Source organism: Paenibacillus xylanexedens (assembly GCF_007676705.1).
Taxonomy (GTDB): domain Bacteria; phylum Bacillota; class Bacilli; order Paenibacillales; family Paenibacillaceae; genus Paenibacillus; species Paenibacillus xylanexedens_C.
The window spans coordinates 294853-317155 of record NZ_VEBF01000004.1 but is presented as its reverse complement, the minus strand read 5'-3'; the positions used below and the strand labels follow the sequence as shown (position 1 = coordinate 317155).

The following is a 22303-nucleotide window of genomic DNA, read 5'->3' as shown; positions in this document are numbered from 1 at the left end:
TCCGTTAATTTTCGTTATTTTCTTCCTCATCCGCTGCGCCCTCTGCTTCCAGTACTTCTGGTGCATACTTATCTATGCGTGCATGACGGGTAATGATGTCCCATAACTCTTCCTTGCCCAATCCTTCTTCCGATGAGAAGGGTACAAACAGATCCCCTGAACGAAGACCCAGTGATTCCTTAATGACTTTGATATGTTTGGCTCTGCGTGTTTTTGGAATCTTGTCCATCTTGGTGGCAACAACAACCAAAGGCAATCCGTTATGACGAAGCCATTCATTCATCATCTTGTCATCCTTCGATGGCTCATGTCTCATATCCACCATCTGCATAACCAGTTTCAATTCTTCGCGTCCCAACAAGTATTTCTCCATCATTTTGCCCCAGGCAAAGCGCTGTTCTTTAGAAACTTTGGCGTAGCCATATCCCGGAAAATCGACAAAGTAGAGATCCTGATTAATCTTATAGTAGTTCAGTTGCTGTGTCTTACCCGGTGTTGAACTTGTCCGAGCCAGATTTTTACGATTAATCAAACGGTTGATCAGGGATGATTTTCCCACATTGGAGCGCCCCGCCAAAGCAATCTCTGGCAGACCATCCTCAGGATATTGTTCAGGCCGAACGGCACTGATAATAAATTCAGATTGATTTACTTTCATATTGTATCTTTCCTCTCTTGAACGCTTGTGCTATGCATAACCTGTTGATGGTATTATGCCATGGATTGTTCTATCATACCAAAAAAACCGTTCCAGCGGACGCCGAAGCCTCCGCAGAACGGTCTACTCTTCATACGAACCTTTCGGATACGTGGATTACAGGTTAATGCCTGCCTGCTCAACAAGTGCATGCTGCAATACCTGATCCATATGGGCTACAGGGACAAATTCCACATCTTCCTTGATGCTGTCTGGAATGTCACGCAGGTCACGTTCGTTATCCTTGGGCAATAATATTTTTTTATAGCCGGCACGATGGGCTGCCAGTGATTTCTCTTTCAGACCACCAATCGGCAGTACACGTCCACGCAACGTTATTTCACCGGTCATGGCGATATCCTTGGACACATGTTTGTTCGTCAGTGCTGAGATTAACGCTGTTGCCATCGTAATCCCAGCGGATGGACCATCCTTCGGAATGGCTCCTTCCGGAACGTGGATGTGAATGTCGTTTTTCTCATGGAAGTCAGGCGAAATCCCGAGCTGTGTAGCTTTGGAACGGGTGTAGCTGAATGCGGCTTGAGCCGATTCCTTCATGACATCACCCAGTTTACCTGTCAGGGTCAACTTCCCTGTTCCTGGTACAACAGTCACTTCAATGACAAGGGTATCTCCACCCACTTCAGTCCACGCAAGACCCGTTACGGTACCAATCTGATCTTCCAGTTCGGCCATGCCATAACGGAATTTACCAGGTCCAAGGTAGTCTTTGACCTCATCTGATGTGATGTTGATCTGACCTTCCACACCAGATACGATGTTCTTGGCTGCTTTCCGGCACAACGAAGCCATCTGCTGTTCCAAGTTACGCACACCTGACTCCCGTGTATATTCACGAATGACACGCAAGAGCGCATCATCCGGAATTTCCAGTTGCTCTTCTTCCAGACCATGGTCCTGCTTCTGCTTGGGCAGCAAATAATTTTTCGCAATTTGCAGCTTCTCCAGCTCCGTGTAACCTGGGATGTTGAGCATTTCCATCCGATCCAGTAATGGACGCGGAATGTTGTGCACTGTATTGGCAGTGGTTACAAACATAACGTTGGATAAGTCAAACGGCAATTCGACAAAGTGATCACTAAACGTATTATTTTGTTCAGGATCCAGCACTTCAAGTAGCGCTGCAGAGGGATCTCCGCGGAAGTCTGAAGCCATCTTATCTATCTCGTCCAGCAGGAATACCGGATTGAGTGAACCTGCCGTTTTCATCCCCTGGATGATACGACCAGGCATGGCTCCCACATAGGTGCGTCGGTGCCCACGAATCTCGGCTTCATCACGCACGCCGCCAAGAGAGATTCTTACAAACTCCCGGCCCAGCGATCTCGCGATCGAACGGGCAAGTGATGTTTTACCAACCCCTGGAGGTCCAACCAGACAGAGAATCGGCCCTTTGAGCTTCTTGACGAGCTTCTGAACAGCCAGATATTCAAGCACACGCTCTTTGGGCTTTTCGAGCCCGTAGTGATCTGCATTGAGTACATCCTCGGCTTTTTGAATATCCAGATCATCTGCTGTCATCTGGCTCCAAGGAAGGGCGAGCAGCCAATCCACGTAGTTGCGAATGACTCCACCCTCAGCTGAACTTGCTGGCATTTTCTCCAGTCGATCAATTTCTTTCTCGACCTTCTCCTTCACCTTGTCCGGCAAGCCGAGTTCTTCCATCTGATTACGAAGTTCCTCAACCTCGCCTGCACGGCCTTCTTTTTCACCCAGTTCTTTCTGGATCGCTTTCATCTGCTCGCGCAGATAATATTCCTTTTGCGTTTTCTCCATCTGTTTCTTCACACGTTGGCTGATCTTGCGTTCAAGCTCCAGCACTTCGCGTTCGTTATTCAGAATATCCAGCAATTTCTCCAGACGTTCCCGAACATCAATGGTCTCCAGAATTTCCTGTTTATCCTTGATCTTCAGGGAAAGGTGACTCGTGATGACATCAGCCAGGCGTCCCGGTTCTTCAATATCAGACACAGCCGCAAGTGTCTCTGGTGTAACTTTTTTGGACAGATTAATATAATTCTCGAACTGGTTCAGAACGGTACGCATCAAGGCATCCGTCTCCGGATGAGTATTCTCCTCTTCAGGCAGTTCTTGTGCCAGTACTTCGTAATATTCCTCGTTGTCCGTATATTCAATAATTTCAGCCCGTTCCAAGCCTTCCACGAGTACACGAATCGTACCGTTCGGAAGCTTCAGCATCTGTCTGACCTTGGCCACGGTTCCGATTCTGAAAATGTCCTCTTGTGTTGGTTCTTCAATATTTACTTCAGCTTGGGAACATAGGAGAATCAAATGTTCTTCTACCATCGCTTTTTCTAAAGCCTTGACCGATTTCTCTCGGCCCACATCGAGATGCAGTACCATACTCGGGTAGACGAGAAGTCCTCTTAAAGGCAGTAAAGGAAAACGACGACCTTTCGCTTTGCTCGGTCCCATCGCTTTCGCACCTCCAATGGCTCTCAGGTTGTAGTCATTCATTATTCTATCAAATGTTCACATAAAAAACCAATGAAGGGAAGCGCTTAGCAGCTTCCCGAATCTGTAACCTGTCCTGGGCGAGGCACGTCAGCACGTAAATAGGAAGCAGATGCCGGTGGAAAAATCTCCGGTGCAGGTGCAATTGTCTCCTCTGCAAGCTTCGTTTGTTCCACCTTTTGCGACTCTGGAACCCAGGCAAACACTTCACGGAATACATCCTGTACCGTATCTACCGGAATCACGCGCAAGCCCTCCAGATTCTCAAAAATGGACTGCCAGTTCTCCGCCGGAATAATAACGGTCTTCGCTCCTGCCTGAAATGCAGCCTCCACCTTGGCCAGTACGCCACCAATTGGCTTGACCCGACCATGGATGCTGATCTCGCCAGTCATCGCTGTCTCATGATCCACAGGGCGTCCCTGAATGGCTGATGTAATGGCAGTCGCCATGGCAATCCCTGCCGATGGACCATCAATAGGCGTCCCACCTGGGAAATTCACGTGTAAATCGTAATCATTCGGACGAATCCCCATGGCTTTTAATACGGTTAACACATTTTCAACCGAGCCTTTAGCCATACTTTTTCGCCGGAGTGTACGCGAACCGCCTCCAATCTCTTCTTCATCCACAACGCCTGTAATGTTGATTCGGCCTTGATCTTTGAGAGCCGGAACAGCAGATACTTCGATCTCCAAAATGGTTCCCATGTTCGGTCCATATACCGCCAAGCCGTTAACAAACCCCACCTGTGGCTGCGAAGGGACCTTACGATCAGGTCGTGGCTGAATCTGGCTGCTACCTGCCACCCACTCCACATCAGACGCCTGCAGCGTCTCACGTTTCTCTGTCAGCGCAAGTCCCGCAGCCAGTTGGATGATATTGACTGCTTCACGTCCATTGGTTGCATATCGCTTGACCACATCGACGGCATCCGGACATGGGCTGAACCCTATTTTCTGAACAGCGTCTTCGGCAATTCGCCCGATCTCCTCAGGTAATAGAGGACGGAAATAGACTTCCATGCACCGCGAACGCAAAGCTGGCGGTAGCTCATGAGGTGAACGTGTCGTTGCTCCAACAAGGCGGAAATCGGCCGGCAGGCCATTTTGAAAAATATCGTGGATATAAGCAGGAGTATGCGTGTCTTCCGAGTTATAGTACGCACTCTCCAAAAACACCTTGCGATCCTCCAGCACTTTCAACAGCTTATTCATCTGAATGGAATGCAATTCACCAATCTCATCAATAAAAAGCATTCCCCCATGCGCTTTTGTTACAGCGCCCGGTTTGGGTTGAGGAATCCCTGCAACACCCATGGCCCCTGCTCCCTGATATATCGGATCATGGACCGAACCAATTAAGGGGTCCGCAATCCCACGCTCATCAAAACGGGCTGTTGTTGCATCCAGCTCTGTGAATTTGGCATCTGGCTTAAATGGCGAAGATGGGTTCTTCTTAGCCTCTTCCAACACGACCCTTGCAGCGGCTGTCTTCCCGACTCCCGGAGGGCCATAAATGATAACATGTTGCGGATTCGCACTGCATAAAGCAGCCTTAAGGGCACGCAGTCCATCTTTTTGCCCAACGATATCGTTAATAGTAGCCGGACGCGTCTTCTCCGACAACGGCTTGGTGAGTGAGATTGAACGCAGCTTACGCAGCTTCTCCAGTTCCTTGCGAGATTCTCGCTCAACGGCACTGCGGTTCGTTTTCTGGCCACGTAGCAGGTTCCAGAAATACAAACCAATCACCACTCCAAAAAATAACTGAATCAACATGATGACCATACCAAATTCCATGTCTTCACATCCTCCTATTGTCGCTATTCTCATATGAGATCATGCTAATACTTGGTAGTATAGCCTTTTCAACGCGACGTAAACGGGCGATGCGGAATTTGTCTGCGAGAAAATAAAAAGCCCACCATTGCTGGCAGGCTGTTACAGAAACAAGATATGAATCAATCAGTGCGAACGACCAGGAATAACACCTGTCTCTTCATAGGTTTCGACGATTTTGTCGATCTCTTTTTTCAATTCTTCAACCATAATTTCCTCAGGCACTTTACGAATCATCTTACCGTGACGGAACAAGAGACCTTCTCCACGAGCACCGGCAATCCCGATATCCGCTTCTTTCGCCTCACCTGGACCATTCACTGCACAACCCAGCACTGATACTTTAATCGGCACCTTCAGTTTGGAGATATACTCTTCTACTTCGTTGGCAATGGAGAACAGGTCGATGTCCAAACGCCCACACGTTGGGCAGGAGATCAATGTAGCTGCATTCGTAATAAGACCAAAGGTTTTGAGCAGATCACGAGCAACCTTGATTTCTTCCACCGGGTCCGCACTCAGCGAGATCCGCATCGTTGAACCAATCCCCATCGACAGTAAGGCACCCATACCTGCGGAGCTTTTGATTGTACCGGAGAACAATGTGCCTGCTTCGGTAATCCCAAGATGCAACGGATACGGAATAATTTGAGCTGCTTTGGTATAAGCTTCAATCGCCATTGGTACATCCGATGCTTTGAGAGACACGATGATATCATGGAAATCAAGCTCTTCCAGAATACCAATGTGATACAATGCACTTTCGACCATAGCATCCGCCGTAGGATACCCATACTTATCAAGAAGATGGTTCTCCAGGGAACCGGCGTTTACCCCGATACGAATTGGAATACCACGCTCTTTACATGCCTTTACGACTTCTTCCACTTTGGAACGTTTACCGATATTACCCGGATTAATCCGTACTTTATCAATGCCATTCTCAATCGCAAGCAAAGCCAGCTTATAGTTAAAGTGAATGTCCGCTACGAGCGGTATGTTAATACGTTTCTTGATTTCCTTAATGGCTGCAGCGGCTTCCTCATTATTTACCGTTACACGTACCACCTGACAGCCGGCTTCTTCCAGTCGCAGAATCTCTGCAACCGTCGCCTCAACATCTGCCGTTTTGGTCGTACACATACTCTGGATAATGACTTCGTTGCTGCCACCAATCGTTACGTTCCCGACTTTTACGGGACGTGTATCTTGTCTTAAATACATGAGTGATTTCTCTCCCCACAACGTCAAAGCTCCACCCTGACAGAGACATAAATTCGCCTTCTGCCAAAGTGGAGAACTGACAAGTCTATATTTCAGAGTTCAACGGGATTCAGGCCTTGATTAGGCGCTTTCTTCCTGCTTATCGTCCTTTGATTGGCTTAGTTCAGGCACAACTCTTTTCTCAACCACTTCTTCGGTAATCACACAGTTCGTAACATCTTCACGTGAAGGCACTTCATACATGATTTCAAGCATGATGCCTTCAATGATGGCACGCAATCCACGTGCACCTGTGTTACGTTTGATTGCTTCTTTTGCAATCGCGAGCAATGCAGCTGGTTCAAATACCAGATTGACATTGTCCAGCTCAAGCAATTTTTGGTACTGTTTGGTAAGCGCGTTTTTCGGTTCGGAAAGAATCCGTACCAACGTATCTTCATCCAGCGGCTCCAAAGTGGAGATGACTGGCAAACGGCCTACAAATTCCGGGATCAAACCGAATTTCAGCAAGTCCTCCGGCAATACCATGCCCAGGTATTCACCTGGTTTCAGATCTTTTTGCTCAGTAACGGTATTGAAGCCAATGACTTTTTTACCGATCCGGCGTTTGATCATTTGCTCCAGACCATCAAAGGCACCGCCACAAATGAACAGGATATTCGTTGTATCGATCTGAATAAATTCTTGATGAGGGTGTTTACGACCACCTTGTGGTGGTACAGAAGCCACGGTTCCTTCAAGAATTTTCAAGAGTGCTTGTTGAACACCTTCACCCGATACATCACGAGTAATGGATGGGTTCTCGGATTTACGTGCTACTTTATCAATCTCATCGATATAAATAATGCCACGCTCTGCTTTTTCCACATCATAATCAGCAGCCTGGATCAGCTTGAGCAGAATGTTCTCTACATCCTCACCAACATAACCCGCTTCCGTTAATGAAGTAGCATCAGCAATAGCAAAAGGTACATTCAGAATTTTGGCCATCGTTTGCGCAAGCAACGTTTTACCAGAACCCGTAGGTCCTAACAGCAAAATATTACTCTTCGACAGTTCAACATCTTCAATCTTGCTTTGTGTGTTGATCCGTTTGTAGTGATTGTACACCGCAACAGACAATGACTTCTTCGCTTGCTCCTGTCCAATAACATATTGATCCAGGATATTACGAATTTCTTTCGGTTTTGGAATATCTTTGAGGTCTACTTCTTCATCATGACCGAGTTCTTCCTCAACGATTTCGGTGCAAAGTTCGATACATTCATCACAAATGTAAACGCCTGGTCCAGCGACCAGCTTACGTACCTGTTCCTGAGATTTACCGCAAAAAGAGCATTTCAGTTGCCCTTTCTCATCGTTAAATTTAAACATGAAACCACCCCTTTAGGAATTGATCGGTCTACTGAGCACCTGGTCAATAATACCGTACGCCTTGGCTTCGTCAGCGCTCATGAAGAAGTCACGGTCTGTATCCCGCTCAATTTTCTCAAGAGACTGACCCGTACGATCGACGTATATTTGATTCAGTTTCTGACGTGTTTTAATAATCCATTCTGCGTGTATCTTAATATCCGCAGCCTGTCCTTGAATGCCGCCAAGCGGCTGATGAATCATCACTTCGCTGTTTGTCAGCGCATATCTCTTGCCGGGTGCACCAGCTGTCAGCAATAAAGAGCCCATGCTTGCCGCCATCCCTACGCAAATGGTAGATACATCCGGCTTGATAAATTGCATCGTATCGTATATACCCATCCCTGCGGTGACAGAACCACCAGGTGAATTAATGTACAAGCTGATATCCTTCTCAGGATCGTCGGCTGCCAAAAACAGAAGCTGTGCTATGACAAGATTGGCTACATCGTCATCAATCGCACTGGTTAGAAAGATAATGCGATCCTTCAGCAAACGCGAATATATATCGTAAGACCGCTCGCCTCGATTGGTTTGTTCTATAACCATTGGCACCAGACTCATGAGACCAACCTCTTTTCTACATGTAATTAGACATAGGCCACCTGTAAAGCAAACCCAAATTCATTCTAACACTTTCCTGTGACAATGTCATTTTTCACAAGAGGCGTCAGACATCAGTTGGTTTACTTTTTAGCCTGATCATATTTAACCATGTTTTCTATGTATGTGCAAATTGGAGCCATCCTATGCCGTCTTGTCATTTTTTATTTGCATGAAGTACATAGGTATGTGAAAGGTGTACACCGATCAATAAAATTAGTAACCACCCATATTATTACTTCATTTTCTATAAAATGGATGTCACAATTTAAAAATAAGGCACGCAATAACTCACGTGCCTTATCATTTATTCAACTGTCTAATTCAAGACAGCTTGTCTTATTTTCCGTCAGCTTCTGCAACAACTTCTTCAGCTGGAGCTTCTACCGGTTCAACAACTGTGCTGTTCTCAACAAGAACGTCAATCGTTTTACGTAGTTTAACTTCATCGCGAAGGCTGTCCAGGGAACCATTACCCTCGAGGATGCCACGGATCTCATCAGCAGGACGCTTGTAAGATTCAGCCATTTTTTCGAGTTCTTGATTCACTTCTTCGTCAGATACTTCAATGTTTTCCGCTTTACCTACAGCTTCAAGCACCAGGTTGTTGCGAACACGTTTGGAAGCATCTTCTTGCATTTGTCCTCTCAGGTCAGCTTGAGTCTGGCCGGAGAAGCTCAGGAACATTTCAAGGTTCATACCTTGGTTGCGCAGACGGTTGTCGAAATCACGCATCATGTTCTGTACTTCGCTCTCTACCATTGCAGAAGGAATGTCCACTTCAGCGTTCTCAGCCACTTTTTCTACCACTGCATTTTCTTGAGCAGCTTTGGCTTCGTCAGCTTTACGGGTTTCCAATTGTGTTTTCAGGTCAGCTTTGTACTCTTCCAGAGTGTCGAATTCGCTAACATCTTTAGCAAACTCATCATCCAATGCAGGAAGTTGTTTGCGTTTGATTTCGTGAATTTTCACTTTGAATACCGCTTGTTTGCCAGCAAGTTCTGCTGCATGGTAGCTCTCTGGGAAAGTCACTTCTACGTCTTTGAAGTCGCCTGTGGAAAGACCCACAACTTGCTCTTCAAAACCAGGAATGAATGTGTTAGAACCCAGTTCCAGGGAATAACGCTCAGCTTGTCCACCTTCGAAAGGTACACCATCAACGGAACCGTCGAAGTCGATTACTGCAACGTCGCCGTTTGCAGCGGAACCTTCGTCGATTACAACGAGTTCTGCGTGACGTTGTTGAAGACGCTCAAGTTCTTCAGTCACTTCTACGTCAGTTACTTCACCTTTTGCTACAGCAACTTCGATTCCTTTGTAGTCACCCAGGGTAACTTCAGGTTTCACAGTTACTTTTGCTTTGAACTTGAATGTTTGTCCTTTAGCGAACTGTTCAACATCTACGTCAGGACGATCAACCGGGAAAATATCCGTTTGGTCGATTGCTTCTGTATAGGCTTCAGGAAGCAAAATGTCGATTGCTTCTTGATAAAGGCTCTCTACACCAAAACGAGCTTCAAAGATTGAACGTGGTACTTTACCTTTACGGAATCCAGGTACGTTTGCTTGTTTTACCACTTTATTAAAAGCTTTGTCGAGTGCTGCAGTTACACGATCCGCATCCACTTCAACCTCAAGAACCCCAAGGTTCTTCTCTATCTTTTCCCAAGTTGCTTTCATTGTATACTTTCCCCTCCAAAATTCACATGTTCACGTAGGCAATCACGTACAAAATAACCATTTTAGTATAAACAAGATTAGATTCTTTTTCAAGGGGAATCCCTTGATACGGTTTAAGGAAAACGTTTCCGGCCTCTATTAACCATCCAATCCGGCAGATACAAACTGCTTCATGGAACGATAAGCCTGCTCCAGCCGAAAGCGCATTGCCCCTGTCACAGCATACATTGAGCGAGTATTTTCCTCATCATGCGAGCCACCCAGACTGTCTGCAACGGTCATATGTAGAGCTGCTGCCCATATATCTGTCATGGAATCATTTTCTTCCAACATGGATACATAATCACGAGTTCCATACACGGCCATGACATATTGTATCCATAACTCCTGGGCAAAATAAAAGAGCGTAGGTTCATGAACCTCCGTCTGATCTGCCACTCGTTCCAGAATCTGAACGATCTGGAGCGGGAATTCCTCTGGTTTAAGAGGCACGGTATCAATCTCGACTTCAACCTGCTCTTCGCCTCTCGTAAACAGGATCATACCTTGAACGCCTCGGCGACGCAAGGTTTGCAGCACCCGAAATTGAAGCAAAGGGTGAAGCGACTTCTCTTTTAACCAACTCGTAAGTGCCTCATCAATCTTCGGCAGATCAAGATAGGCCAGCTGCTCCAAAGCCAGCATCGTCTGTTCAGACAACGGTTCTTCCATAACAGTGCGAAGCATCTTATCTGCATAACCATCATCCTGTTCAAGCTTCAAACGGGCGTGCTGCCGCGCCATATCTTCCTCACTGATCTCTTCCTCTTCCCGTTCTTCATTAACGGCTGGCGAGGTCTCTTCATAATGAGGGAACGCAGCCTGAAGCCATTCGAGCAAGGCCCGCCATTCATCATAATGGCGTTCTTCCTGTCCCTGACATTGCAGCAAAAAGTGAAGCAATTTCATCGCTTCACCATACCGTTCATTTTCAAGCATCACTGTCAATTGAATCTGGTAATAGTCCAGCGTCTTAGGAAACAGCACAATATTGTTGTTGTGCTCGGTCTCCGGGGTCGTGGATTCCTTAATGGGAGCACCTCCTCTATATCCTGAATCTCCAGTCGGAATCAACATAAATAGATGTATATATTAAAACGATTGTCGATCTATTTTCTGAGTTCTCCTGATATTCTAACATAACCTTAAATATAATGAAAAAAACGTTACTGCCGCCAAATATCATATATGAAAAACATATTAAAATAAAATGCTTGATATTCCTGTTTGCATATGATAAAATCAATTTTGCTTGAAAAAATTCATGTCTCAGTAGCTCAGCTGGATAGAGCAACGCCCTTCTAAGGCGTCGGTCGGGGGTTCGAATCCCTCCTGGGACGTAAAAAGAAAACTTCCTTCGGGAAGTTTTTTTGCGTTCAAGGGAAGAGAACCCCAACGGTTCGTCAGAGCATTCGCTTCGTTAGCACTACTTCGCAGTCTCGACTGCAAGGAGAGTATCCCTCCTGGGACGTATAAAAAGAAAACTTCCTTTGGGAAGTTTTTTTTGCGTTCTGGGGATGAGAACCCCAACGGTTCGTCGGAGCATTCGCTTCGTTAGCGCTACTTCGCAGTCTCGACTGCAAGGAGAGTATCCCTCCTGGGACGTATAAAAAGAAAACTTCCTTTGGGAAGTTTTTTTGCGTTCTGGGGATGAGAACCCCAACGGTTCGTCGGAGCATTCGCTTCGTTAGCGCTACTTCGCAGTCTCGACTGCAAGGAGAGCATCCCTCCCGGTACCTATTAAAAAAGCTTCCTTCGGGAAGCTTCTTTTGCGTTTTGGGGATGATAACCCCGATGTTTCGTCAGATCACTTGCGTTCTGTGGGGTTTATTTTTCATTTCATTGGTCGATGTTGACACAGAATGTTATGCTTGTGAAGTGGATAATGTAACAATCCATACATATCAACTTATTAGAAAACAGGAGATTTTATCATGCCATCTTCAATACAGCAACAATCATCTATTCTTGCCGAAGGAGAACATTCTTCGGCATCCAAAAGATTCGGCCTGTTATTAGCAGGCATTATGGTCATTGCCGCTACCATGAGATCACCGATCACGGCAACCGGACCCGTCGTGGAGATGATCCGCTCGGATACGGGCATTGGCCATACGATGGCAGGGCTTCTGACCTCGCTCCCTTTGCTCGCTTTTGCAGCAGTCTCTCCTTTTGCACCACGTCTCGCCAAACGTTTAGGACTCGAATCAGCCTTGCTGATCGCAATTATCATCGTAACTCTAGGGGTGGCCTTACGTTTATCCCCTTCTGTCCTGGCTTTATATGCAGGAACCGCAATTTTGGGATGCGGCATTGCATTAAGCAACGTTCTCTTGCCAAGTTTGATCAAACGTGATTTTCCATTGCGGGTGGGTATCGTAACCGGATTATACTCTGTATCCATGAACATATTTGGCGCCATCGCCTCAGGGGTTAGCGTGCCAGTAGCGGGAGCAACATCTATGGGATGGCGCGCTTCGCTGGGCATGTGGGCCCTGTTGTCCATACTGGCGCTTCTCTTGTGGCTCCCCCAGATCGCCGCAGGACGACAGCGAATGTTATTTGTAGCCTCTCAGAGCGAAGGGACTCCTGTACGTCTACGGACCTCTTCCTTGGCCTGGTTCATTACTCTGTTTATGGGACTGCAATCTTTAATATTCTATACAACAATCACCTGGTTACCAGAGATTCTAGCCGAGCAAGGTTTCAGCGCAACGTCTGCAGGCTGGATGCTCTCCCTGATGCAAATGGTCAGCGTACCAGCTACCTTTATCGTTCCGATCTTAGCCGGCAGAACGCGAGACCAGCGTGTTCTTACCACGTTAACGTGCTCAGCTTTAATTATCGGGTATGCTTTATTGTTAAGCGGACTCCCTTCGCTCGTTACCATCGGCGTCATGCTGGCAGGAATAGGCGCTGGCGCTTCGTTTGGACTGGTAACCATGTTCTTCGTCCTTCGCACAAGAGATGCCAGACAAGCTGCAAGTCTGTCCGGTATGGCCCAGTCTTACGGATATATGCTGGCAGCCGTGGGACCTCTGCTATTCGGTATGCTTCATGACTGGACAAAAGGATGGACTCTTCCGTTGCTGATACAGGTTATTCTTGCCATTGGGTTACTTATTGCAGGGACCCAGGCCAGCAAAGATCGCGCAATCAGTTAATCACACTTCCATTTATGTGGCAAAAAAGAAACAAAATGAAACGGCCTCCATCCTGCTAAATCAGGATGGAGGCCGTTTGTGCGAAAAACAGTTCCTTCAATAATCTAATCAACGATCAGCTTATTGGGTGGACAAGCTTACTTCACTTTTACCGTAATCGTGTCTGTGCTGGTAACCCCGGCTGCGTTAATTAACTCAGCTCGATACGTATACGTGCCCGAAGCTTTCCCGGACAGTGTCGTCACAGCACTTTGGGCAAGTGGTGTAACCGCACGGAGTTCTTGCGTGTCGATCAACTTATCATTTTCATAGAGACGATACTCAGAAGCATTCGTCCCCCACCACAGGTTCATGGTCACCTTATAATTGCCGTCGCCATCCCAGTTATCCTGAGAGAGAACCGCTTTGCCTGGCGTTGCGTTGGTAACCCGAACAGTCAACGTCTGACTCCGCGTTGTTCCCTTGTCGTTAGTTAGCTCCGCTACGTACGTATACGTACCGTTAGTTTTGCCCGTGATTTTCGTCTGAGCAGACTGCGCCGAAGGCGCGTTATAAGTCAACTTCTGCGTATCAACCAAAACCCCGTCTTCATATAATTTGTAGCTGGTTGCGTTCTCGCCCCACCACAGGTTCATGGTAACGATATACGAGCCTTCCGGTAGGCCGTTGCCCACCCAGTTATTGTGAGAAAGTACAGGCGTGCCTGGGGCCTTGGTAGCCGGAGTTTCAGGTTCGGTCTCCACGGCTTCCAGTTTCAGTACCGTATTAGCTGTACCCGAAAGTCCCTGTTGGTCTTTCACCGTAAGTTCAACGGTATATTCACCCGCTTCGATTCCTTCCAATGGAAGGCTGAAGCTGCCATCCGCTTGTACTTCAAAAACACCCTCGTTTTGAACCGAACCATCCTCTTTTTTCACAACATACGTTGCTTCCAGGGAAGCGGCCGGATCAAACGTGATGTCCCATCCGCTGGCAAGCGCAGGAGCTACACGGAAGTACAAGTCTTCCACGCTACCGTTAAGGACAGCAGACTCATCCTCTTTGAACTCCAACGCTTCTGGTGCAGTTACAGCCGGAGCTGTCTTTTTCACCAAAAATGGAGAAGTGTCTTCCTTATAGGTTTTGCCGTCTGTACCAATAGTAGTGATGTCCACCGTGTATAAACCATCTGGAATCTCAGTCACTTCATCGGTTGTGTAATCTGCATATGTGCCGTCCCAAGCAAGGTTATATCTTGCATTTGCATTGAAATTAAAATAGTTACCAAAAATGGAGCCAATGTATCCATCCTGGTAGTATCCACCTTCAGGGTTAAGACCATCATAAATCTCAATCAGGGCGAAAGTCATCGGATTATAGAATTCCATCGCAACATTCAGCGTATCCAATGTACCATCAGCCTTCAATGGATAGTGGAATGGATTTTTTTCAGTACCTTTTACCGTCTCAATATATTTAACGCCAGTCAACGTAACGTTGAAATGAGCAACATATGGCACCGTAGAGGTGTTGGTTCCGTTCGACAACTCAATGTATCCCTGAGCTTCTGTAACCGCTGTAACCCCACGGGGCACGGTGATTGTCACTGCAAGTTCTTCCTCACCATTCAAAGTGAATGAACTCTTGTCTACGGCAACGGATACACCAGCGACATTACGAGTCGGATTCACATTTACGGTGTAATCTCCACCGCTACCATTCAGCGCTTCAACTTTGATCGTTTTGGTAATCGTCTTTTCATCTGTACTCAAGAAATTACCGTAGTTGATGCTTCCGGTGATATTTTCCTTTTCTACAACTGCGCCACTCTCCGTGTATTGAGTAACATCAAGCACTTTGACAAAAGCAGCAGGGTCGATGGTGTTCACAGCCTGAATACGGCCTGCACCCTGATCGAATACATCAAACTTGGTCGTATCCAGCACTTTGCTATTGTTCATGAGCGCAACTTTGATATCAAATGGCGTCCAGTCCGGATGCTTCTCGATCAGCAACGCAATCAAACCTGCTACATGAGGTGTAGCCATACTTGTACCTGATTTACGATCATACGCTTGTGCATAATCTGCATCTGGCTCATCCTTGCCGTAGGCAGGAATCGTAGACAAAATGCTTGTACCTGGTGCAACAATATCCGGTTTGATGTCCAGCGTTACCTTTGCAGGTCCACGTGAACTGGATGAATTCATTTCATCGCCCGGAGTTTGAGCACGTTCAAAATCACTAAAGCTCACTTCAACGGCTTGTCCTGCGTCCAGCTCAGCTTTGATCACATCTCCATCTTCCTTGGACATACTCAGTGTCGGAATGAGTTCAAAGTTATCGCCCAGACTTACACCGATTGGACCCGGAATGTTGTTATATACAATAACAGCTACGGCTCCGGCCGCTTTGGCATTGGCGATTTTCTCTACAAATGCGAGTTCACCACGCTGTACGAATGCGACTTTACCCGTAAAATCCTTGCCTTCGAAATCAGTTGGCTTACCCAGTGCTGCATATTCAAGCTCATATTTCTCTGTCAAAACAGTTTCAGGGTCTGCCGACAGGCTCCAGCCCATCAGATCCAGACGGTAGACCGACTCTGTAATAGCCAGCGGAGCTTCAGTCGGAGCAATTACAGACTCTTCTTCCACAGGGGTAGCTTCAGGAGAAGCTTCAACTGGTGCAGAAGGTGATGCAGATGGAGTATTTTCTCCCGTTGTAGCTTCTTCTACATTCGGAACTTCAGCGTCGACAGGCGTTTCAGCTGTAATTCCATCTTGTTCTGATCCAGCAACTAAAGTTTCATCAGAAACCGCGTCCTCCACAGCTGCTGCACTTTCCTCATCAGCAGTTGCGGGTACACCTTGGTCTGAAACTTCTGGTGTTTCCGTTCCAGGTGCTGTCCCCAGTTCAGGAGATTGTTCAACCTCTGGCACCGGTTGTTGTTCAGGTTGTGTCTCTTCGCCTTCCTCACCAATCCAGAAGTGAGTATCAGCTGTAATAAGCTGGCTAGGTCCTGTAGAGTTACCTACCGTAATAGCCATTGCAGACGCACCTGGAGAACCGAGTGTATAACGGTTGGGTCCACTGTTACCACTTGCCACAACCGCTGTCACGCCAGACAGCATGGCATTGTTAAGGGCAACCGAAGTGATATAACTCGGGTCGTTGGCGGCGTTACCTAACGAGAGATTGATTACATCCATGCCATCTTGAACAGAACGATCAATTCCGCCGAGTACCCATGAGGTTTGACCACTACCATACGGTCCAAGTACACGATAAGCATAGATATCTGCTTCAGGAGCAACACCAACAATACCGTAGTCCCCCGCTTCGCGAGCAGCAACGGTACCCGCTACGTGCGTACCGTGAGATGTGTAATAGGGGCTTCCAAGCTCGTTAAGCTCAGGCTCGCCCGATCCTTTCCATTCTTGATATGTTGTTTCATAAGGATCATTGTCGTTTCCAACAAAATCCCATCCACCTTTGTAGGCTTCTTGCAAATTAGGATGTTCGTAGTCAATGCCTGTATCAATGACGCCGACTTTAATGCCATTTCCTTTGTAACCCAAATCCCATACTTCAGGTGCACCAATAAAAGGCGCTGTGTCTTTCATGTACGGATTCACTTCATCTGTCTCAGGCGCTATGGTAACTTCAAGGTCAGGATATACGCTGACCACGCCAGGTATTTGAAGCAATTGTCCCACTTGGTTTCCTTTAAGCTCAATCGCTACACCATTCAGGGCATATGCATATTCTTCCAATACTTCATGTTTGATTTTCTTCTGAGTGAGGCTATGTACAAATGACTGTTGTTGTTGCTCAACTTGAGTCACAGCCTTTGTTTCCATAGAGGAGGTAAAAGATTTGCCTGAGAGGGTTGATTCGCCTTGCGCTACTGCAACAGGTTTATTGGAAAGTTCAACGATAACTCGGGTGTTTTCTCCACCCAAGCCTTCCAAGCTTTTATCCAAAAATGGATCTGCGGCAAGTTTTGCTTCTCGCCCTGCAAGAATCTCTCTCCATTGTTTTGCTTCGGCCGTACTCGGTATGTTCTCAAGTTGAATAGCTGAATCTGCGGGAGCGGCTCCAGCCGCTGGGAGGATAATGGAAAAGACCATCAGAACACTTAATAACGTGGATATCAATCGTTTACTCAAGGCTATGCCCCTCCTTTTTGAATGTGAGTACCTCACCAAATGATGGGTTCCTGCTGTTCGCAAGTACTGCAATACCTGCTCCAATTTCACCGCCTATCTGCAAGATGATTGACCCTTGGTAAATTATTCTATCAAAATACCACATTTTCCTTCTAAATAATTACAAATATGATATAGAAATTACTTATATGGGTCTTGAGTATGATAAAAATTTCGATTTGTAATTATTTGTCGTTTGAATATTTTATTTTTAAAATAATGCAAAAAAAAGACCATACCCTCTTTATTAGCAAGAGACTCCTGGTCTTAATTTGAAGGATGGTTATTGTATAAAAGATCACCGTAATTCCTTTAACAGAGATTAAATAATATGAAATTTTAATTTTCTGGCTTTACAGCTTCAATACGCAAACGTTTGTAATCAGCATATATCGCATCATCTTTCCAGAGGTGAGGCATCACAATCCGACTGGTTTCCTGACACAATTGTTGTATCTCATCAGGACTAAAACCTGCAAAATAGTCGCCTCCAAAATGAGCCAACCAGCCTACTATACCTTGCTCACCATCTTCAAGTCTGGTAGGACGGTCGTAGTGATAGGCCTGTCGCACCACAAATCCACTTTGTTCCAAGATATTGCTGTATTCTCCGATCGAAGGAAAATACCACGGATTGCGTTCTGATGCACGAATCCCCGTGTTGCGTTCCAATACCTCCTCTAGTGCATTCACAATGATCTGCACGTTCCCTTTACTGCCGAATTCTGCTACAAAACGCCCTCCGGGCTTCAAAGATTTCCATATGCTATCCACTACTAGTCGTGGACTTCGCATCCAGTGCAGGGCTGCATTGGAGAAGACGGCATCATATGGTCTATTCGTCTCAAACTGATGACCGTCTCCTTCCACGAACTTAAGTTCAGGGAATTTCTCTCTCGCACGGCGAATCATATCCGGCGATGCATCCATGCCAATAACCTCAGCTTCGGTCAGAGAAATTTCATACGTCAAATCCCCCGTCCCGCAACCCAGATCAAGGATGTATTCCCCTTTTTGGGGTTGAAGCCAGGAGATCAGGTTTTTGCCGTATCCGGACACAAAAGCCAGCTTGTTGTCATATTCTTCTGCCTGCCACTGATTTAATGATTTCATGGAACCACCGTCGCTTTCATTGTTAATATCCTCATTGTGACACAGAATTGTTTATTATTTAAATATATAGATTCTATATTGTTTATAGGAAAAACCAATAGAAGGCTTCCCCTGAACGCAAAAAAACTTCCCGAAGGAAGTTTTCTTTTTACGTCCCAGGAGGGATACTCTCCTTCCAGTCGAGACTGCGAAGTAGTGCTAACGAAGCGAATGCTTCGACGAACCGTTGGGGTTCTCTTCCCTTGAACGCAAAAAAACTTCCCGAAGGAAGTTTTCTTTTTTACGTCCCAGGAGGGATTCGAACCCCCGACCGACGCCTTAGAAGGGCGTTGCTCTATCCAGCTGAGCTACTGAGACAAATATGTATAATAAATTTTCGGCGCGGTTCTTATTATACTCTGTTTTCTATATTTTTCAATAGTTTTATAAAAAAATTAATAATTACACTTATAACTGTACTTTTCCGTGTTATTTTCATACTCCAGTACCCTTCGGAATATGATAGCTTGAACCGGGCTATATTGAGGAGATGGGTACTACTTGAGCAGGATTAACATCAGACATTTTCAATGTCAGGATTGCTGGGTAATCTTTTGCATACATACATTTCAATGTTCCATTGAAGGAGAGAATCGTCATGAGACAACTTTTATCAGCCCTATCCTATTTCAGCATTTTCTTTGCCCCGTTCCTGTTTCCGATCATTATATGGATTGTTACCAAGGATGCTTACATTGAAGGACATGCCAAACGCGCCTTATTCTCACATGTATTCCCGTTTCTCGCTGCCATTCCGCTATTTTATTTCTTCGTGACAGCGCATAGCCTGGGCTCTGCCGTCGGGTTTGTCATCCTATTCTTTGTGATCTACGGATTAAGCTTTGTTTATAACGTGGTCAAAGGAATTCAAGTGCTTCGGGAGTATGCTTGATTACCTCTCCACCTGGATCTGACCTCGCATAACAAACCCCGCCGTTCAACAACGGCGGGGTTTTCTAGTTACAGGTGCATTATAGAAGAAGGTCAATGTGTACGCTGTACAGTTCAACGTCTAACTCCTATCCCGCAATCACCACATGTTGTTGCAGGTGCCTTCCCTGTTAAGCCTGCCCAATCAGATAGCGCTGAAGTGTTGGACCAAGCAAACCAAAGGCAAACAGTTCACTTTGAAACCGAGCTTTATCTTCTTCGGCAGTAATGCCTTCGCTGTTCTCAAAGGCGGTTTCTGTCGCCTCTTCAAATGCGGTATGCATATTATTGTTATACCAGTCGATCGCCGAATCGGAGTGATTACGTACAATTCGAACAACTTCCAGCGAATTTCCGGGCTGAGTGGAGGCCACGTATACAAGTAATGACGGGTCTCCGGCATTTCCAGGCTGCACTTCAACCTCTGCACAGGACAACCCATCTACCTCAGTTAATCTGCGTATTTTGGCATCTTGAATGGCATACATTCGTATCGCGCTCCTTTTCCTTTGTGCTTATCATGTACTTTGTTCAATCTGGTATCGCGTCTCTGGTGTGCCCAATCGATAAATCTCCCGATACACCTGTTGTAATACCGTTTCATACGCCCGGTTTACGGACTCCTCCGGTGTATCCGGCCATGGGAATACCATGCCAGGAAAGGCCTCTTCCTCCTTTTCCTGCATGAGATTGAGCAGTCCCAGTAATTGCTCCGCTTCCTGTGGTGTTGCCTGAATGATCCATTCATACGATGTTACAGACGGATCCGGAATAACGGAGCGGCCCATGACAGACACATAATACTTCATACTGTCCATTGCATGTTCTCTCCTTCACAGGCATGTTAAGGCCGTTGTCCCTAGAACTAGTTTCCGAAGAGGACAGACATTTTATGCCTGCTTTCGGCATATATTTGTTACGACTTCTGACGAAAAAGACAACATTTGCTGGCTGTCATTGATTCAAGCAGCCATACGGAAGAATGACTCGACCAAGAAAGGATGAACAACCATGTGCGGTATTACCGGCTTCATACAGTGGAATCGGGATTTGACCCAGGAATCAGAGCTGCTGGTCCGGATGACGGACAGCTTGTCGAACCGGGGGCCCGACGCTTCAGGTACATGGATCTCCAATCCTTGTGCCTTTGGACATCGGCGTCTTAGTGTGATGGACCCCGAGAACGGGGCACAGCCCATGCATGCGTTACAAGGAGATACCTCCTATACCGTCGTGTATAACGGAGAACTATACAATGCACCCGAGTTGAAAAAGGAATTGCTCCAGCGGGGGCATCAGTTCCGTACGCAATGTGATACGGAAGTGTTGCTCGCCTCTTATATCGAGTGGGGACCGGCATGCGTTGACCGGTTTAACGGTATTTTTGCTTTTGCCATTTGGGATGGGGGACGTGAACAGGTTTTTATCGCACGGGATCGCCTTGGCGTGAAACCTCTGTTCTACAGTAATGCAAAAGACACCCTCGTATTCGGCTCAGAGCCCAAAGCACTGCTCATTCATCCGGATGTGGAAGCTGCTGTTGGCCCGGAAGGATTAGCCGAAGTCTTCATTGTAGGGCCCGCCCGGACACCCGGACACGGGGTGTATTCTTCACTGAGCGAACTCAAGCCTGCGCACGCGCTAATCTACAACCGAAACGGAATTCGTACCTATGCCTACTGGAAACTGGAAAGCCACAATCACGAACATAACCTGGAAGAGACGGCCGCCGAAGTGCGAACCCTCTTGCAAGATACACTGGAGCGCCAGTTGGCATCAGACGTTCCTGTCTGCTCACTTTTATCAGGAGGACTGGATTCCAGTGCCTTGTCTGCATTAGCCGTGGATTATTATAACCGGACGGGGCAAGGCCAAGTCAGTACGTATTCTGTCGATTATGTAGATAACGCCAAGCATTTCCAGGCCCATTCCTTCCAGCCGGGAGCAGATGGACCGTGGATTAAGCGAATGGTAGATGAACTCAAGACCGATCATCACTGGATTGAGATCGAAAACGGAGAACTGGTTCATGCACTGACACAGGCTATGCTTGTGCGGGATCTGCCCGGCATGGCGGATGTGGACTCCTCGCTCTATCTGTTCTGTAAGGAAATCAAAAAAGGAGCCACGGTTGCCATTTCAGGCGAAGCGGCGGACGAAGTGTTTGGCGGCTACCCTTGGTTCCATCGGGAAGATATGCTGAACTCCGGTACGTTTCCTTGGTCTGTAGCGCCTGATATGCGAGCAGCCTTGTTATCCCCGGACATTCGGGAATGGATTCGGCCACTCGACTATCTCGCAGACCGCTATTCTGATGCCGTAGCTGAAGTACCTCTTTTGGATGGGGAAACGGGCAAAGCTGCACAAATGCGGGTGATGTCTTACCTGAATATCACACGTTTCATGCCTACTCTTCTCGATCGCAAAGACCGGATGAGTATGGGGGCAGGATTGGAAGTACGTGTACCTTACTGTGACCACCGTCTGATCCAATATGTGTTTAACATCCCTTGGGAAATGAAAATAACGGGCGGACGGGAAAAAGGCATTCTGCGTAAAGCACTCGAAGGTGTCCTGCCTGACGATGTGTTATACCGCAAAAAGAGTCCATACCCGAAAACACATAATCCACAATACCTGGCTGCGGTCAAACAACAGGTACTTGATATCCTGGATGATCCCACATCCCCTATTTTGCCTTTGATCGACAAAGCTCAGATCCGTAATCTTGCATCTTCGCCCGATGCAGCTTCCAATCTTCCCTGGTTCGGACAGTTAATGTCAGGTCCGCAGTTATTTGCATATCTGACTCAGATCAACACTTGGTTACGGACATATAAAGTTGCCATTCGTTAGAATGACCATTTATCATTC

The 22303-nt window shown here is 46.7% G+C and carries 15 protein-coding genes and 2 tRNA genes; 4 read left to right on the top strand and 13 right to left on the bottom strand.

Going from position 1 to position 22303, the window contains the following annotated elements; all coding sequences use genetic code 11:
- Positions 1–4: 4 nt before the first annotated feature.
- The 8 genes from yihA to FS628_RS22700 all read right to left on the bottom strand — a co-directional run bounded on the left by yihA (position 5) and on the right by FS628_RS22700 (position 11070).
- Positions 5–658, bottom strand: a complete 654-nt coding sequence (gene yihA, locus FS628_RS22735) for a ribosome biogenesis GTP-binding protein YihA/YsxC (protein WP_145325255.1) — start codon at positions 656–658, stop codon at positions 5–7.
- Between the two features lie 156 nt (positions 659–814).
- The gene (gene lon, locus FS628_RS22730) at positions 815–3154 is read right to left on the bottom strand and encodes an endopeptidase La (protein WP_145325254.1); all 2340 of its coding nucleotides are present in this window, start codon (positions 3152–3154) and stop codon (positions 815–817) included.
- An 86-nt stretch (positions 3155–3240) separates the two neighbouring features.
- Positions 3241–4995, bottom strand: a complete 1755-nt coding sequence (gene lonB / locus FS628_RS22725) for an ATP-dependent protease LonB (protein ID WP_145325253.1) — start codon at positions 4993–4995, stop codon at positions 3241–3243.
- Positions 4996–5160: 165 nt separating this feature from the next.
- A complete protein-coding gene (gene ispG, locus FS628_RS22720; protein ID WP_145325252.1) occupies positions 5161–6258 on the bottom strand; it encodes a flavodoxin-dependent (E)-4-hydroxy-3-methylbut-2-enyl-diphosphate synthase in 1098 nt (365 codons plus the stop codon).
- A 120-nt stretch (positions 6259–6378) separates the two neighbouring features.
- Positions 6379–7632: an ATP-dependent protease ATP-binding subunit ClpX gene (clpX, locus tag FS628_RS22715; protein WP_145325251.1), complete on the bottom strand. Its 1254-nt coding sequence runs from the start codon at positions 7630–7632 to the stop codon at positions 6379–6381.
- A gap of 12 nt (positions 7633–7644) precedes the next feature.
- Complete coding sequence (gene clpP / locus FS628_RS22710) at positions 7645–8235, bottom strand: ATP-dependent Clp endopeptidase proteolytic subunit ClpP (protein WP_145325250.1); 591 nt, start codon at positions 8233–8235, stop codon at positions 7645–7647.
- Between the two features lie 378 nt (positions 8236–8613).
- Entirely contained in the window at positions 8614–9954 is a 1341-nt protein-coding gene (tig, locus tag FS628_RS22705; RefSeq protein ID WP_145325249.1) for a trigger factor, read from the bottom strand.
- A gap of 138 nt (positions 9955–10092) precedes the next feature.
- Positions 10093–11070, bottom strand: coding sequence for a hypothetical protein (locus FS628_RS22700; protein WP_440131303.1), 978 nt, complete (start codon positions 11068–11070; stop codon positions 10093–10095).
- Between the two features lie 189 nt (positions 11071–11259).
- On the opposite strand from FS628_RS22700, the gene FS628_RS22695 reads away from it, so the two are divergent.
- Positions 11260–11333: transfer RNA gene (locus tag FS628_RS22695), tRNA-Arg, on the top strand.
- Positions 11334–11927: 594 nt separating this feature from the next.
- Positions 11928–13157 carry a CynX/NimT family MFS transporter gene (locus tag FS628_RS22690; RefSeq protein WP_145325248.1) on the top strand — a complete coding sequence of 410 codons (1230 nt, stop codon included), beginning with the start codon at positions 11928–11930 and terminating at the stop codon, positions 13155–13157.
- Between the two features lie 137 nt (positions 13158–13294).
- Here FS628_RS22690 and FS628_RS32755 read toward each other — a convergent pair whose 3' ends face one another.
- The 3 genes from FS628_RS32755 to FS628_RS22675 form a co-directional block, all read right to left on the bottom strand.
- On the bottom strand, positions 13295–17308 hold the full coding sequence (locus tag FS628_RS32755) for a S8 family serine peptidase (RefSeq protein WP_145325247.1): 4014 nt from the start codon (positions 17306–17308) through the stop codon (positions 13295–13297).
- Positions 17309–17686: 378 nt separating this feature from the next.
- Positions 17687–18460 (bottom strand): class I SAM-dependent methyltransferase, encoded by a 774-nt coding sequence (locus tag FS628_RS22680; protein ID WP_145325246.1) that lies wholly within the window; start codon positions 18458–18460, stop codon positions 17687–17689.
- A gap of 283 nt (positions 18461–18743) precedes the next feature.
- Positions 18744–18817 (bottom strand) — tRNA-Arg (locus tag FS628_RS22675).
- A gap of 280 nt (positions 18818–19097) precedes the next feature.
- Here FS628_RS22675 and FS628_RS22670 point away from each other — a divergent pair.
- Positions 19098–19391, top strand: coding sequence for a DUF4870 domain-containing protein (locus tag FS628_RS22670; protein WP_145325245.1), 294 nt, complete (start codon positions 19098–19100; stop codon positions 19389–19391).
- Positions 19392–19560: 169 nt separating this feature from the next.
- On the opposite strand, the gene FS628_RS22665 is transcribed toward FS628_RS22670, so the two are convergent.
- Together FS628_RS22665 and FS628_RS22660 are read right to left on the bottom strand one after the other, a co-directional pair.
- A complete protein-coding gene (locus tag FS628_RS22665; RefSeq protein WP_145325244.1) occupies positions 19561–19917 on the bottom strand; it encodes a hypothetical protein in 357 nt (118 codons plus the stop codon).
- A gap of 30 nt (positions 19918–19947) precedes the next feature.
- On the bottom strand, positions 19948–20247 hold the full coding sequence (locus FS628_RS22660; RefSeq protein WP_145325243.1) for a hypothetical protein: 300 nt from the start codon (positions 20245–20247) through the stop codon (positions 19948–19950).
- Positions 20248–20440: 193 nt separating this feature from the next.
- Between FS628_RS22660 and asnB the strand changes: the two genes are divergently transcribed.
- Complete coding sequence (gene asnB, locus FS628_RS22655; RefSeq protein ID WP_145325242.1) at positions 20441–22285, top strand: asparagine synthase (glutamine-hydrolyzing); 1845 nt, start codon at positions 20441–20443, stop codon at positions 22283–22285.
- Positions 22286–22303 lie beyond the last annotated feature (18 nt).

Coding starts and splice junctions, on each gene's coding strand:
- yihA (WP_145325255.1), bottom strand. CDS start 658: ATGAAAGTAAATCAATCTGAATTTATTATCAGTGCCGTTCGGCCTGAA.
- lon (WP_145325254.1), bottom strand. CDS start 3,154: ATGGGACCGAGCAAAGCGAAAGGTCGTCGTTTTCCTTTACTGCCTTTA.
- lonB (WP_145325253.1), bottom strand. CDS start 4,995: ATGGAATTTGGTATGGTCATCATGTTGATTCAGTTATTTTTTGGAGTG.
- ispG (WP_145325252.1), bottom strand. CDS start 6,258: ATGTATTTAAGACAAGATACACGTCCCGTAAAAGTCGGGAACGTAACG.
- clpX (WP_145325251.1), bottom strand. CDS start 7,632: ATGTTTAAATTTAACGATGAGAAAGGGCAACTGAAATGCTCTTTTTGC.
- clpP (WP_145325250.1), bottom strand. CDS start 8,235: ATGAGTCTGGTGCCAATGGTTATAGAACAAACCAATCGAGGCGAGCGG.
- tig (WP_145325249.1), bottom strand. CDS start 9,954: ATGAAAGCAACTTGGGAAAAGATAGAGAAGAACCTTGGGGTTCTTGAG.
- FS628_RS22700 (WP_440131303.1), bottom strand. CDS start 11,070: ATGTTGATTCCGACTGGAGATTCAGGATATAGAGGAGGTGCTCCCATT.
- FS628_RS22690 (WP_145325248.1), top strand. CDS start 11,928: ATGCCATCTTCAATACAGCAACAATCATCTATTCTTGCCGAAGGAGAA.
- FS628_RS22680 (WP_145325246.1), bottom strand. CDS start 18,460: ATGAAATCATTAAATCAGTGGCAGGCAGAAGAATATGACAACAAGCTG.
- FS628_RS22670 (WP_145325245.1), top strand. CDS start 19,098: ATGAGACAACTTTTATCAGCCCTATCCTATTTCAGCATTTTCTTTGCC.
- FS628_RS22665 (WP_145325244.1), bottom strand. CDS start 19,917: ATGTATGCCATTCAAGATGCCAAAATACGCAGATTAACTGAGGTAGAT.
- FS628_RS22660 (WP_145325243.1), bottom strand. CDS start 20,247: ATGGACAGTATGAAGTATTATGTGTCTGTCATGGGCCGCTCCGTTATT.
- asnB (WP_145325242.1), top strand. CDS start 20,441: ATGTGCGGTATTACCGGCTTCATACAGTGGAATCGGGATTTGACCCAG.